Raw genomic sequence first — 12,561 nt, 5'->3', positions numbered from 1 at the left:
CGAAGAGCTCATCAGATATCGAAGTTGATCATCGAGCGCATGATAAGGACACCGATAAGCATCCACACGCCCGCGCCGGCGAGGATGAGGTGCCCGTTGGTGGTTGACAAGAGCGGGTCAAGGTAGCCCGGACTGATCAACAACAGCGCCCCTATAATCAAGAAGGGGATTGCCCCGATGATTGCAGCGGACGATTTGGCCTCTTGTGACATTGACCGAACCTTAGCCTTCAATTTCTTGCGGTCACGCAGAACGCGGGACAGGTTGCCGAGAGTTTCCGAGAGATTACCGCCTGTTTTGGACTGGATGCCAATCACGATACCTAGAAAACTCACCTCAGGAATGGGCATTCTGTCGAACATGCGCTCCAGACCCTGGTCGATCGTGATACCCAGACGCTGGCCGTCCACCACCTCCATGAACTCGGGGCCGATCGGCGGTCCGGACTCGGTTGCAATGATCTTCATTGCGTCCGAAAGGGGAAGTCCAGCCTTTAGGCCTCGGACCATCACATCCACGGCATCGGCGAGCTCTTCGCGAAATATCTTCTGACGGCGATTGGCGAGAGTCGACAAGAACCACCGGGGCAAACCAAAGGTAGCGGCGATTGCGCTAAGAGCGCCAACATAGGTCGGAAATCCGATCAGCAACGGGATGAGAAAGAAAAGAACACCGCAGCCAACCGAAATGAGCCAGAACTTCAAAACAGAAATCGAAAGGCCGGCCCGGCTTATTTGCAGCCGGAGAGGCAGGCCTTTGCGTTTGTTCGCGCGTGCATCGGCTTGCTTGAGCGTTTCCTTAATCTGCTTTCGCCGGTTGTCATTCTTTCCCTCGATCACGCGTCCGGAACGCGGCTGGCTGCTTGCGTTTACCCGCCTCGGTTCCGAAACCACGCTCTTGATGCGCGCCACCGCACCATTCGAGTCTAGGAAAGGCAGAAGCAACGCCAACAATCCGGAGCCGACCGCCAGCGCCACCATCACCATGAGGACGATCTCGGTACTGCCAAGCCCGAACAGCATGCCCCACTATTCTCCGCCGCCTTGAACATCAGCCAGTTCCAGGGTCTCGGCTAACCGCTTGTCTTCATTGAAATAGCGGGCGCGTTCCCAGAAGTGAGGCCTTGCGATGCCGGTGCCACGATGCTTGCCGATGATCTTGCCGTTGGCGTCTTCCCCGGCAATTTCGTAGACCATCAAATCCTGGGTGATGATCACGTCCCCTTCCATTCCGACAACCTCCGTTACGTGGGTGATGCGGCGTGAGCCGTCACGCAACCGGGCCGCCTGAACGATCACGTCGATCGAGCCGCAGATCATTTCCTTGATGGTCTTGGACGGAAGCGAAAATCCGCCCATTGTGATCATTGACTCGAGCCGCGACAAGGCTTCGCGCGGCGAGTTGGAGTGGAGGGTTCCCATCGACCCGTCATGGCCTGTGTTCATCGCCTGCAGGAGGTCAAAAGCCTCCGGTCCGCGCACTTCACCGACGATAATCCGTTCCGGCCTCATGCGCAGGCAGTTCTTGACGAGATCACGCATGGTGATTTCGCCCTCTCCTTCCAGATTGGGGGGGCGCGTCTCGAGGCGAACCACATGCGGCTGCTGGAGCTGCAGTTCGGCGGCATCCTCACAGGTGATGATGCGCTCGTCATTCTCGATGTAGGCTGTCAGACAGTTGAGCAACGTCGTCTTTCCGGATCCCGTTCCCCCCGAGATCAGGACATTGCACCTCACCCTGCCGATGATCTCGAGCAAGACTGCTCCCTCCCGCGTGATAGAGCTGAAGCGTACGAGATCCGTCAGCTTGAGGCGGTCTTTCTTGAATTTACGGATGGTGAGCGCCGGACCATCGATGGCCAGCGGCGGCACGATCACGTTGACGCGGGACCCGTCAAGCAGTCGCGCGTCGCAGATCGGGCTCGCCTCGTCCACCCGGCGCCCAATCTGGCTCACGATACGCTGGCAGATGTTGAGGAGCTGCGTGTTGTCCCGGAACCGGACGCCGGTTTTCTGAACCTTACCGGCCACTTCGATAAAAGTGGCGCCAGACCCATTGACCATGATGTCCGAGATGTCGTCGCGCGCAAGCAGCGGTTCCAGCGGACCGAAACCGAGAACGTCATTGCAGATGTCCTCAAGCAGCTCTTCCTGCTCCGGCACAGAAATCACCACGTCCTTCAGCGTGATGATCTCGCTTACGATGTCCCGGATTTCCTCGCGTGCGGCCTCCCGGTCGATCTGCGACAACTGGGTGAGGTCGATGGCATCGATCAAGGCATTGAAGATCGTGCTCTTGATATCGTAATAGTTGGTGGAACGGCGCGCGCCCTGCCCCATATTCGGGGCCGCCGTGCCGGATCCGGGCAATGCACCCGCGCCGCTTCCGCCCGGCGGCAGCAGCGGACTGCGCTGCCCTTGACCTCCTGCGAACACCTGACTCCCCGACGGAGCGGCCGGGTCAAGCGGCCCCGGCTGCACCACCGGTGCGAGAAGATCTTTCGAAGGGCTTTCGCCCGAACGCTTTCCAAACATCACTTTTTGCCCAGCACCATGAATTTCTTAAGAAGGGACTTACTGGCCGGCGGGGGCTTGACGGTCCGTTCGCCGGCAAATCCGGCTGCCAGTTTGCGAAGCACATCCGCCGCCTTCGTCCGGGGGGCAACTTCAAGGAGCATCTTGCCGTTGTTCAGAGCCGTACCGAAGCTCTGCGGATCGAATGGAACGACGTCGGTCAAGTCTGAGCCGATTGCCTTGCGGAACTCAGGCGCGGGGATTTCTGGGCGCTTTGGCACACCGATCTTGTTGAGAACGACCATTGGGGGAGGATCGTTCGGGCGCGCCGTCCTCAGCAAGTCGACCAGGGCGCGCGCATTCCGGAGGCTGGCCAGTTCCGGTTCCGCCGTCAAAACAACCTGATCCGCATGAAGCAGCGTAAACCTTACCCAGGGAGCCCAGATATTGGGCACGTCGATGATGGTCGCAGGAATGCTCATGCGCATTGCCGTCAGGATGGCTTCCACGGCATGAGGCTCGATGGTGAAATCCCGGTCGACCCCACCCGGCCCGGCCAAGAGACTGAGCTTGCCCCCAAGGCGCACCAGCAAACGGTCCAGCAGCAGGCTGTCGACACGCTCTGGCTGCGTAATGGCTTCCAGTATGCCGCCCGAAGAATCCAGGTTGAAATCGAGGGCGGCGGTACCATAGGCAATGTCGAGATCGAGGATCGTCGTTTCCAAATCGGTGACGCGCGCAAGCTCCCACGCGCAGTTGTGGGCGATCGTGCTCGAGCCTGCGCCACCCTTGGCGCCCAAGAAGGCGATAACTTTCCCGATTGATGCTGCCTTTTCCTGGCGATAGAGCGAGGCAACGGTTTCGATAATCTGCAGCGGGGAGACGGGCGCGACCACGTATTCGCTGATGCCCTGCTGGATCAGTTCGCGATAGAGAATGACATCGTTGAGGTGGCCGATCACCACCACCTTGGTGTCTGGCTGGCACACTTCGGCGAGCGCAGCCAACTGCGCAAGCAGCTTATCGCGAGTGGTATCCGCCTCGATCAGCAGAAGGTTGGGCGAGGACTGGGTGTGATAAAGCCTGATCGCGGCCGGAATTCCGCCCGTTACGACGGAACCGTGAGCCCGCGCCATGCGCCGATCGGCGAAGGCGCTCTGAATAGCTTCCATCGTCTGCTGCCGTTCGCAGAAAGCCTGCATGTTGATACGCGGAATGAGGGCCACAGGACCCAGATCGCTTGCCCGCGCCTCAATTTCCGGAGCGCTTCGCATCGTCATATGGCCTCACTCAATTCAGCCGGCTTCTGGCAAAAGGCAATTGACATCAGTTGCCCGAGCCCGAGTTCGAACTGTCTTCGATGGGTTCCAACCAAGTTCCAGCGTAGTAGGCGTCCAAGATCTTTGACTGCGCCGCGCTGTAGGCGGGAGTTTCCGCGCGCCGGTGCTGCAGGTCCGAGGGGTTGGCGATCATCGCCGCGACGTTCTGCTGGAAGGCACAGCCGAAGTTGGGACCTGAAAGGTTCCGCTGATTGCCACGCAGATTCTCCGAGAAGTCCCCGCAAGGCTTGGTCTCCGCAACCTTGGTCCCAAAGGCGAGGGTGACCACATTTCCGGGGCTGTCCTGCGGCGTCACGAGAATGGACGGCCGCGCCACGCCCTGCCGGGCGAGAACCTGGGCAGCCTGGTTGGCGGCCAGATGCGCCGGTTTGCTGCGGGCCGCATAGGCGACGGTGACCGGCGTATTGGCGCGCGAGGACGCCTGTTGCGCAAAAGACGTGACCTGGTCGAAGTCAGAGGGGCGCAGACCGCCAGGCGCAGCATCGAAGGTGAGCTTGACAGGCCGCTCGGCCACCTTGATAGGATAATTTTCGCCCACGCTGTCCGGCACATGAACGTCATCGAAGCTCGCAAGCTCGGTCGACGCGCATCCGGCGCTCAGGACTGCCGCGGCAGCGAGCAGCGCCGCGCCGAGCGGCCGCCGCCACTGCGGCTTAATCCGGGAATGCTTCATATCGCTGTGCACCTTCATTCGATGATGTGTCCGATTTCGCCATGATAGCTGCCTGCCGGGTTCCCTTCGCTGCCGGGGGGGCCGAAAACACGGTTAAGGCGCCCAAGGAAGATTTGCTGCAGATCGGTGGCGTGGTTGAAGCGGTCGATCGGCGTGGCCATTTGATCCGCGTTGGCGGCGCCGACCACATAGGGCGTCACGATGACCACCAGTTCGCTCTGGTTGCGCTGGAAGCTCTGGCTCGAGAACAGCGCGCCCAGAACGGGAAGCGCACGGAGACCAGGCGTTGAGTTGATTTTCTGCAGCGAGACGTTCTTGATCAGACCGGCAAGCATCATGGAGCCGCCGGACGGAAGTTCGATCGACGTCGATGCGTTGCGGAAGTCGATGACCGGCTGCGCGCCCGGCCCGCCGTACGGATTGTCCGCCAGATCGCTGACTTCGGTGAAGATGTTGAGGGCAATCCGCCCTTCCGACAGCACTGTTGGAGTGAAGTCGAGCGTTATGCCGTATGGCTGGAACTGCACGTTGCAGATATAGCTTAGCGTGGTCGTGTCCGGCAGGTTGCACTCGGAATAGGGATATTGGCCACCGGCATGGAACTTGGCCTTTGCGCCCGAAAGGGCGGTGAGGGTGGGTTCCGCCAGAACCGTCGCCAAGCCGCTCGCTTCCAGCGCGCGGACGGTGGCGTCGATGGTGACAGGCCCGCCGGGAATATTCAGTAATCCATCGAGCGTCCGTTGACTGCTGATCGGATAGGTGTTGTTGACCCACTTGAAATTCACCGGGCCGGCAGTGATGCTGCCGTCGAGGTTAATGCCGAGCTGCTTTAGGATCGTTCGCTTGAGCTCGACGACGCGAACCTTGAGCATCACCTGATTGCTTTCCGTGATCGTGAGCAGATTGACCACGGAGTCAGCTCCGCCTTCGTAGGTGGTCATGAAGCGCGCGGCGAGATTCTCCGCCGTCTTGCCCTGCTGAGCATCGGCCACGGTGCCCCTAAGCACAATGTTGCGGCCGCTGCTGTCGACGGTGATTGCGCTGCCGGGCAGTGAGCGCTCAAGCAACGATTTCAGGCTCGACGTATCGAGTGTGACCTCGAGATTGAGCTGCAGAAGCTGGCGCCCGGCTTCGTCCAGAAAGAACACGTTGGTCTGGCCGGACGACCGGGCGAAGAGATAGGCCGTGTTACGGTTCTTGAGAACAACATCGACCATGTCGGGGTTGCCGACAATCACATCCTTCACCACGGTGGGAAGCTTCAGAACCGCGCTCTTGGACAGCCCCAGCCGCAATGATCGCACCGCTTGCGGACTGCTGAGGTCGATTTCACTTCCGGTTTCATTGGCATGCCCAATCCCGGTCAGTGAGCCGGTCAGACAAAGCTGACCGAACATGAACGCAGCGGCCAGCAGGGTGCGGAGCATGCGGCGCGGATGCCTTTTACAGAAATGTCTAAAATGGGGATGAGTATTGTGCATCATCTCTCTTTTCACCGGGAAGGTACCGTGCGTTCGACGCCGTAGCGGATCACCAGCGTACCGCTTGCGTTACGAGGCGTGAGAAAGCTGTCCGAGATCGTCGGGCGGTCGTCCGCCATTCCCTCAGACCCGCCCTCGGCCAGCGACCGAAGAACCAGCGTCAGCGTGCCGGATGAAATGAGGCCGGTGACGATTTCCGTCTGCAGCGGATCGAGTTCGAGAACGGCGGTGCGTCCGGCAGGAATCGCGGCTTGGTCATCCCCGGCGCTCATCGATTGATTGATAGCCAGAACCTTGACATTGTTGAGCACGGTTTCGGAATACGAAACCTTTTCTCCCGAGGCCGGGTCAGTCAACTGGCGGGCCAGGAGAACATCCACCCGGTCATTCGGCAGAACGAAGCCACTCACACTTGTGGTTTCGCCAATCGGCACGGCAACCGCGCGCATGCCTTGCGGCAGAATTGCGCTCATGAAGCTCCGGTCGCCGGGCCGCACAATCTTGGCGGATACGATCAGCTCTCCTGCAACTATCGGCAGTTTGGCGCGGGCCTGCTGCATCTGATCCAACGCATCGGGCATCGACTCCTTGGTGATCATTTGCGGAGTAATGCCATTCTTCGGCCAAGACCGCCATTCCAAAGAAAAACCTCCAAGCTGTTCGCCCTGCGCCAAATCCTTCGCGGCGACAAGAACGTCCACCGTGTCGTTGTTCTGAATAACGACAGGTCCAGGCGCCTGGGGCGCAGGCTGGCGTGACAGGATGACGGTTGAAAGATACGCAGCAACAAACGCCGTTACGAGCGCCACTGTCAGGAGAATGAGCCGCGTTCTGTTCATTAATCAGGTCCCAGAGCAAACCAAAATGACAACAAGGCCATCATGGGGCGAAATCGTCAAATTTGCGTTAACTATGTTTGCCCCGCAGCGGCCACAGTCATCCAACTGTAAGGAGTGGCGAGAATAGCGCCGGCAGCAAAAGCAAATCCATAAGGCACGTCGGGAGCGACCCGGCTTAACATCCGGTCTGCCGTACGACTCCTCATACCGATCTCACCGCGTGCCATGAACCAGCACCCGATAGCTGCCGCAAGAACGCCGCCGCAAAGCGTCGTGAAAAGTGTAAAAACGACTGACGGCAGCGGACCGAGCCAAAGCCCGGCCGCTGCCATCAACTTTGCATCTCCCCCGCCCATGAAGCCAAGAGAAAAAAGACCGTAGCCCAACAACAACAGCACACACGATGCGAGCATATGCTGAAGTAATTCCCAGCCCGTCAACCCACTTGAAGGAGCCAAGAGCAGGAAACCGAGAACCATCCCTAATGTCAACGCATTCGGAATACGCCTTGAAAAAACATCTTCCGCACCCGCCAAAATCAAAGCGAATGTGAAAAGAAGTACTGGTAGTTCTCCAATCGGCAAATTGGCCATGTCTGCAGGAAATCCGAAATTCTATCCTACAGAGCGCAAACGAACCCTGCTGCTTAGGTTGCGTTGATCGCGTTCGCGATCGCCGAGAACTTCGAATTGAGTGTGTTTCCGAGAAGCCTGACAGACGTGATGATCACGACTGCAATAAGGGCCGCCAGGAGACCGTATTCAATCGCGGTGGCCCCCGACTCGTCTTTGAGGAATCTTACGATGTTGTTCATATCGAACTCCGTTCAGTTATGACATGGTCCAGAATACCGGACGTTAGCCCTTATCCGAAACCACCATTTGCATATTCGCGGTCATCTTTTAAGGAGAAATGAAGCCGTCCGTCAAGTGAACTTAGCGAGAGAATCGACGCGAACGGGCACGCGGGGATTTCAATTTACTTTAATACTCACAACATCCCCTCCGGATATGGCAATAAATCCACTTATATACTGCCCTATACGCGCATACCCATGATGGAAATAAATAGTACAGCATCAATTGCAAACAACAATTTCATTAATTTTCGATCTAATTGCTGTTTCGGGATTCTATTATATTTCAGTCCATGTTTTCAGTACGTGATCTTACAAGATTCTACTTGCTTATGTCTCCCAAGGGCAGGGACTATTCATTCACGAAGATGAGGAAGTGGATGTTGGTGTAGCCTGAGGGCGCTTAAGGGAAGATTCACCGGTTCCCTGTTATGGGTTAGACAACCGTAGGACGAGGATTTGTCATGTTTAGTCTGCTGCGTTATCGATTTCATCGGACATTGTCATTCGTCGCCCTCGGCATGGCCACCTCAATCTCCGCTGCGTCGGCCGTGCACGCGGCGCAGGAAATCGTACTGATCGCCGATCAGTCGAAGATTGTAACCCTGCCCGAAGCTCCGGCAACGGTGGTCATCGGAAATCCTTCAGTGGCTGACGTCACTATGGACGGCCAGTCTCTGTTCTTTCATCCCAGGGCCTGGGGTCTGACCAATGTCGTCGCGCTGGACGCCAAGGGCAGGAAACTCGGAGACTACTTGGTGCGGGTAATCTTCGAGGACCGCTACAGCGTCTCGATGTATTCGCCGGCCGGGCGAAAGACCTATACCTGCCCGAGGGACTGCGAACCGGCTCTGCGGATCGGCGACTCAGCTGAGTTTTCCGGAAACTACGTCGGCCAAGCCGGTCAAAAGTCCGGCCTCGCGTTGGGTCAAGTCATTGGCGACGCTATGACGGCGCAACAAACGGGTGCACAACAAGTAACTACTCAACCCATGGTTACGCAACCGGTGGTGACACAGCCAACAGTAACAACGATCACCATTCCAACATCCCCCCTCCCTCAGTAAGGATCTTGTCCTTCCTTTAATCATTGCTCTGCACCGAAATGCTCTGTAGAAGTCATATCCGGTTATCGGATTGGCTGAAGCGGAGTCCAATTAATGGCAAACTTGGCGCGGTCATTATCACCGGGGAGGTTGCGGCGGGGCGAGGCGGGCGTCACCGCCATCGAATTTGCCATCGTCGCCCCCATTCTCATACTGTTGTTCGGCGCGATCTTCGAGATCGGCACATTTATCTTCATGCAGAACCGGCTTCAATTCGCAACGGAGAAGGCCGCGCGGAGCATTTGGCTTTTGAAAGTAGGGCCGCCCGATAACACAAATAACACGCCACAGATGAACATCTCCGCTTTCAAGACCTTGGTTTGCTCGGGAATGCAAATGACAACCTGCACGGACCTCAGTGTGGACGTCCGGAACGGCAAGAAATTTGCAGACATCAAAACAGCCATTCCCAATCCGGCGACAGGTGTTGGAAAAACGAATAACCAAGCGGGATATACCGAGACATACGAACCGGGTGGGCCAGGCATGGCGGGGTCTCTGATCGTCACCTACGACTGGAAATTCGCCTTTCCCGGACCTGCGCTTTTATTCGGCAATGTTAGCACATATCCAGGCATCAGGCGTCTTGTGGCAACCGCCGTTTTCAAAAACGAGGGACAGCAATGACGGTCGCAGCCACTCGTCACACCCGGACAAGGTCACGCGGGGACCGGGGCGTCGCTGCAATTGAGTTTATCATCGTCTTCCCGATGCTGCTGTTGCTGTTCATCGGCACGATCAACATAACTAAGTTTATGAATGTAAACCTAAAGGTGAAGGCGGCGGCGGAACTGGCCGCAGATCTTGTCACCCGTCATAAAGACACAATTAAAACCTCGGACATCGACGACTACTTCACCGCCGCCGAGTTGTCACTCCGGCCAATCGACGCCACGAACGTCCGGGTCGACGTATACAATTTTTATCTAAAAAACAAGACAGACACGCAGGCGACCCTACGCTGGAGCAAGTCGTCGTCAAATGGCACGGCCTGTAGTGAGCCCGATACCTCCAGTACCTCTCCTATCAGCAAACTGGTTGTTGCCGGACAGACCACCGACGTGGTGCTGGCCGTCGTGTGCGTGCCATTCTCCATGCCCGGTATTCCGTGGTTGGGCACTGCGTTCAATAACAAGGTTATCGAAAGGCAGATGTTCATGGCACTTCGTGAGTCGCAAACGCTTTGCATTTTGACCCCATGTCCATGAACTGACGACCGAAGCGCAGTCTGCCGGGCTTGGAGCATCGTGAGAGCAAGTGTAATTGCTTGCGAAGCGAAAGATGCTCCCGATTTCAAAGCGACAGATCGGCGAGAGCGAGGATTTCCTGTTCGGTGAGGCCGGAGAAGCCTTTCACTGCTGGCTTTGCCCCTTCACTCTGGCCATCAGGCTGGAATTATTCCGAAATATGGCCCAGCCCCGCTTCCGGATGACCCTGCAATTGCTTGTTTAAACCAGACAAACCGCAGAGCTCGAGCGCGGCTTCGGACTTCAGGTCGGCGTCGATGGAGACCGGCACGCCGCCTTCATTCATCATCATCATGGCGGCCAGCGGATCGCCGGTCGTCATGGCCTTCCACAGGGGATCGCCATGGTCGAGCTGCGCCACGAACTGCTGCCCGCGGTGCGCCTTAAGGCCGAGGAAACCCAAACCGAAGCCGCTGTCGCTTGAAAAAATGTGCGAAAGAATCTGGACACTACCCCCGTTCGTCAGTTCTCGTCCATCTTGAGGGCGGAGATGAAGGCCTCCTGCGGGATATCGACCTTGCCGAACTGCCGCATCTTCTTCTTGCCCTCCTTCTGCTTGTCCAGAAGCTTCCTCTTGCGGCTGATGTCGCCGCCGTAGCACTTGCTGGTGACGTCCTTGCGCAGCGCCGAGAGCGTCTCGCGCGCAACGATCTTGCCGCCGATCGCCGCCTGAATCGGTATCTGGAACATGTGGCGCGGGATCAGCTCCTTCAGCTTCTCGCACATCGCGCGGCCGCGCTGTTCGGCGCGGTTCCTGTGCACGATCATCGCCAGCGCATCGACCGGCTCGGCATTAACAAGGATTCCCAAGCGCACGAGGTCGCCCTTTTCATAGCCGGTCATCCTGTAGTCGAAAGAGGCATAGCCGCGGGAAACGGACTTCAGGCGGTCGTAGAAGTCGAACACCACCTCGTTGAGCGGCAATTCATAGACCACCATGGCGCGCGAGCCGGCATAGGTAAGCTGCTTTTGACGGCCGCGGCGGTCCTCGCAGAGCTTGAGGATGGAACCGAGGTAGTCGTCGGGCACGAGGATCGTGGCCTCGATCCACGGCTCCTCTACCGATTCGATCAGCGTCTGGTCGGGCAGGTCGGCCGGGTTGTGCAGGTCGATATGCGTGCCGTCGCGCATGTTGACCTTGTAGATGACCGACGGCGCTGTGGTGATGATATCGACGTTGAACTCGCGCTCGATCCGCTCGCGGACGATTTCGAGGTGGAGAAGGCCGAGGAAGCCGCAGCGGAACCCGAAGCCGAGCGCCGCGGAGGTTTCCATGTCATAGGTGAAGCTCGCGTCGTTGAGGCGGAGCCTGCCCATCGCCTCGCGCAGCTCCTCGAAGCGCGCCGCGTCGACAGGGAAGAAGCCCGCGAACACGACGGACTGCGCGGGCCGGAAGCCCGGCAACGGCACGACGTCCATGTTCTTCTCGTCGACGACGGTGTCGCCGACGCGCGTGTCGGCCACCTGCTTGATCGAGGCGGTGAAGAAGCCGATTTCGCCGGGGCCAAGTTCGTCCACATTCTCCTTCTTTGGCCTCGATACGCCCACGCGGTCGAGCTGGTAGACGGCGTTGGTGGAGACGAGGCGGACCTTCTGGCCTTTCCTCATCACCCCATCGACGATGCGCACCAGCACGACCACGCCGAGATAGGAATCGTACCAGGAGTCAACGAGGAGCGCCTTGAGGGGTTTGCCGCGGTCGCCCTTGGGCGCCGGCAGGCGGTGCACGATGGCTTCCAGCACATCGGGCACGCCCACGCCCGTCTTGGCGGAGATCGGAATCGCATCGGAGGCATCGATGCCGATCACGTCCTCGATCTGCTGGCGCACGCGGTCGGCATCGGCAGCCGGCAGGTCCACCTTGTTGAGGACCGGCACGATCTCGTGGTTGTTGTTGATCGCCTGGTAAACGTTGGCGAGCGTCTGAGCCTCGACGCCCTGGCTGGCGTCGACCACCAGCAGCGAGCCCTCGCAGGCGGCGAGCGAGCGGGAGACTTCGTAGGCGAAATCGACGTGGCCGGGCGTGTCGATGAGGTTCAAAACGTATTTCTCGCCGTTCTTCGCGGTGTAGTCGAGGCGGACGGTGTTGGCCTTGATGGTGATGCCGCGCTCGCGCTCGATGTCCATCGAGTCGAGGATCTGGTCCACCATCTCGCGGTCGGAGACGGCGCCGCAGAGCTGGATCAACCGGTCGGCAAGAGTCGATTTGCCGTGGTCGATGTGGGCGATGATGGAGAAATTCCGGATGTGCGCGGTGTCGATCATGATTGCGGGCTGTTTGGCATTGGGGGTGGGCAAGGTCAAGCTTTGCCGGGTCGCAGGCACGGAGCCGACTTTGCGGAGTTGGAGATGGCCCCCCGAGGGTCGAAAGCGGAGGCGCGGGCGCTGCCCGGCGCGGGGGCCGCAATGCTCACGGGTCTCACTCCCGGCTCCGGGGAGTGCGGACTACATTGAGCCACACCCGCAGGCCTGCCCTCCACCCCGCCCGAGCTCACCGTGGCGAGCA

General features: G+C 58.7%; 13 protein-coding genes. 3 read left to right on the top strand and 10 right to left on the bottom strand.

Annotated features, from left to right (window positions below):
• Positions 1-11 precede the first annotated feature (11 nt).
• From IOC82_RS13090 to IOC82_RS13055, 8 genes are all read right to left on the bottom strand, one after another.
• On the bottom strand, positions 12-1,022 hold the full coding sequence (locus IOC82_RS13090; protein WP_290546642.1) for a type II secretion system F family protein: 1,011 nt from the start codon (positions 1,020-1,022) through the stop codon (positions 12-14).
• Between the two features lie 6 nt (positions 1,023-1,028).
• The gene (locus IOC82_RS13085) at positions 1,029-2,534 is read right to left on the bottom strand and encodes a CpaF family protein (protein WP_290546641.1); all 1,506 of its coding nucleotides are present in this window, start codon (positions 2,532-2,534) and stop codon (positions 1,029-1,031) included.
• Positions 2,534-3,793: a CtpF protein gene (locus tag IOC82_RS13080; RefSeq protein WP_290546640.1), complete on the bottom strand. Its 1,260-nt coding sequence runs from the start codon at positions 3,791-3,793 to the stop codon at positions 2,534-2,536. The genes IOC82_RS13085 and IOC82_RS13080 overlap by 1 nt, the downstream gene beginning before the upstream one ends.
• Before the next feature lie 46 nt (positions 3,794-3,839).
• The gene (locus tag IOC82_RS13075; protein ID WP_290546639.1) at positions 3,840-4,526 is read right to left on the bottom strand and encodes a CpaD family pilus assembly lipoprotein; all 687 of its coding nucleotides are present in this window, start codon (positions 4,524-4,526) and stop codon (positions 3,840-3,842) included.
• Positions 4,527-4,540: 14 nt separating this feature from the next.
• The gene (locus IOC82_RS13070; protein WP_290546638.1) at positions 4,541-5,953 is read right to left on the bottom strand and encodes a type II and III secretion system protein family protein; all 1,413 of its coding nucleotides are present in this window, start codon (positions 5,951-5,953) and stop codon (positions 4,541-4,543) included.
• A gap of 65 nt (positions 5,954-6,018) precedes the next feature.
• Positions 6,019-6,846, bottom strand: a complete 828-nt coding sequence (cpaB, locus tag IOC82_RS13065) for a Flp pilus assembly protein CpaB (RefSeq protein ID WP_290546637.1) — start codon at positions 6,844-6,846, stop codon at positions 6,019-6,021.
• Positions 6,847-6,917: 71 nt separating this feature from the next.
• Positions 6,918-7,439, bottom strand: coding sequence for a prepilin peptidase (locus IOC82_RS13060; RefSeq protein ID WP_290546636.1), 522 nt, complete (start codon positions 7,437-7,439; stop codon positions 6,918-6,920).
• A gap of 53 nt (positions 7,440-7,492) precedes the next feature.
• On the bottom strand, positions 7,493-7,660 hold the full coding sequence (locus tag IOC82_RS13055) for a Flp family type IVb pilin (protein WP_290546635.1): 168 nt from the start codon (positions 7,658-7,660) through the stop codon (positions 7,493-7,495).
• Positions 7,661-8,166: 506 nt separating this feature from the next.
• On the opposite strand from IOC82_RS13055, the gene IOC82_RS13050 reads away from it, so the two are divergent.
• The 3 genes from IOC82_RS13050 to IOC82_RS13040 all read left to right on the top strand — a co-directional run bounded on the left by IOC82_RS13050 (position 8,167) and on the right by IOC82_RS13040 (position 10,016).
• Positions 8,167-8,769, top strand: coding sequence for a pilus assembly protein N-terminal domain-containing protein (locus IOC82_RS13050; RefSeq protein ID WP_290546634.1), 603 nt, complete (start codon positions 8,167-8,169; stop codon positions 8,767-8,769).
• A 93-nt stretch (positions 8,770-8,862) separates the two neighbouring features.
• Positions 8,863-9,435: a TadE/TadG family type IV pilus assembly protein gene (locus IOC82_RS13045; RefSeq protein ID WP_290546633.1), complete on the top strand. Its 573-nt coding sequence runs from the start codon at positions 8,863-8,865 to the stop codon at positions 9,433-9,435.
• Positions 9,432-10,016 carry a TadE/TadG family type IV pilus assembly protein gene (locus IOC82_RS13040; RefSeq protein ID WP_290546632.1) on the top strand — a complete coding sequence of 195 codons (585 nt, stop codon included), beginning with the start codon at positions 9,432-9,434 and terminating at the stop codon, positions 10,014-10,016. The genes IOC82_RS13045 and IOC82_RS13040 overlap by 4 nt, the downstream gene beginning before the upstream one ends.
• Positions 10,017-10,203: 187 nt before the next feature.
• Here the strand turns inward: IOC82_RS13040 and IOC82_RS13035 are convergent, their stop codons facing one another.
• Both IOC82_RS13035 and lepA read right to left on the bottom strand, forming a co-directional pair.
• The gene (locus IOC82_RS13035) at positions 10,204-10,416 is read right to left on the bottom strand and encodes a hypothetical protein (protein ID WP_290546631.1); all 213 of its coding nucleotides are present in this window, start codon (positions 10,414-10,416) and stop codon (positions 10,204-10,206) included.
• A gap of 101 nt (positions 10,417-10,517) precedes the next feature.
• Entirely contained in the window at positions 10,518-12,320 is a 1,803-nt protein-coding gene (gene lepA, locus IOC82_RS13030) for a translation elongation factor 4 (RefSeq protein ID WP_290546630.1), read from the bottom strand.
• Positions 12,321-12,561 lie beyond the last annotated feature (241 nt).

Source organism: Aestuariivirga sp. (genome assembly GCF_020252395.1).
Taxonomy (GTDB): domain Bacteria; phylum Pseudomonadota; class Alphaproteobacteria; order Rhizobiales; family Aestuariivirgaceae; genus Aestuariivirga.
This window is presented reverse-complemented; position numbering and strand designations above follow the sequence as displayed.

What these genes read in the sequence shown, in the direction of transcription:
- IOC82_RS13085 (WP_290546641.1), bottom strand. Translation starts at nt 2,534, where the DNA reads ATGTTTGGAAAGCGTTCGGGCGAAAGCCCTTCGAAAGATCTTCTCGCA.
- IOC82_RS13060 (WP_290546636.1), bottom strand. Translation starts at nt 7,439, where the DNA reads ATGGCCAATTTGCCGATTGGAGAACTACCAGTACTTCTTTTCACATTC.
- IOC82_RS13040 (WP_290546632.1), top strand. Translation starts at nt 9,432, where the DNA reads ATGACGGTCGCAGCCACTCGTCACACCCGGACAAGGTCACGCGGGGAC.
- IOC82_RS13055 (WP_290546635.1), bottom strand. Translation starts at nt 7,660, where the DNA reads ATGAACAACATCGTAAGATTCCTCAAAGACGAGTCGGGGGCCACCGCG.
- cpaB (WP_290546637.1), bottom strand. Translation starts at nt 6,846, where the DNA reads ATGAACAGAACGCGGCTCATTCTCCTGACAGTGGCGCTCGTAACGGCG.
- IOC82_RS13080 (WP_290546640.1), bottom strand. Translation starts at nt 3,793, where the DNA reads ATGACGATGCGAAGCGCTCCGGAAATTGAGGCGCGGGCAAGCGATCTG.
- lepA (WP_290546630.1), bottom strand. Translation starts at nt 12,320, where the DNA reads ATGATCGACACCGCGCACATCCGGAATTTCTCCATCATCGCCCACATC.
- IOC82_RS13075 (WP_290546639.1), bottom strand. Translation starts at nt 4,526, where the DNA reads ATGAAGCATTCCCGGATTAAGCCGCAGTGGCGGCGGCCGCTCGGCGCG.
- IOC82_RS13050 (WP_290546634.1), top strand. Translation starts at nt 8,167, where the DNA reads ATGTTTAGTCTGCTGCGTTATCGATTTCATCGGACATTGTCATTCGTC.
- IOC82_RS13070 (WP_290546638.1), bottom strand. Translation starts at nt 5,953, where the DNA reads ATGCTCCGCACCCTGCTGGCCGCTGCGTTCATGTTCGGTCAGCTTTGT.
- IOC82_RS13045 (WP_290546633.1), top strand. Translation starts at nt 8,863, where the DNA reads ATGGCAAACTTGGCGCGGTCATTATCACCGGGGAGGTTGCGGCGGGGC.
- IOC82_RS13090 (WP_290546642.1), bottom strand. Translation starts at nt 1,022, where the DNA reads ATGCTGTTCGGGCTTGGCAGTACCGAGATCGTCCTCATGGTGATGGTG.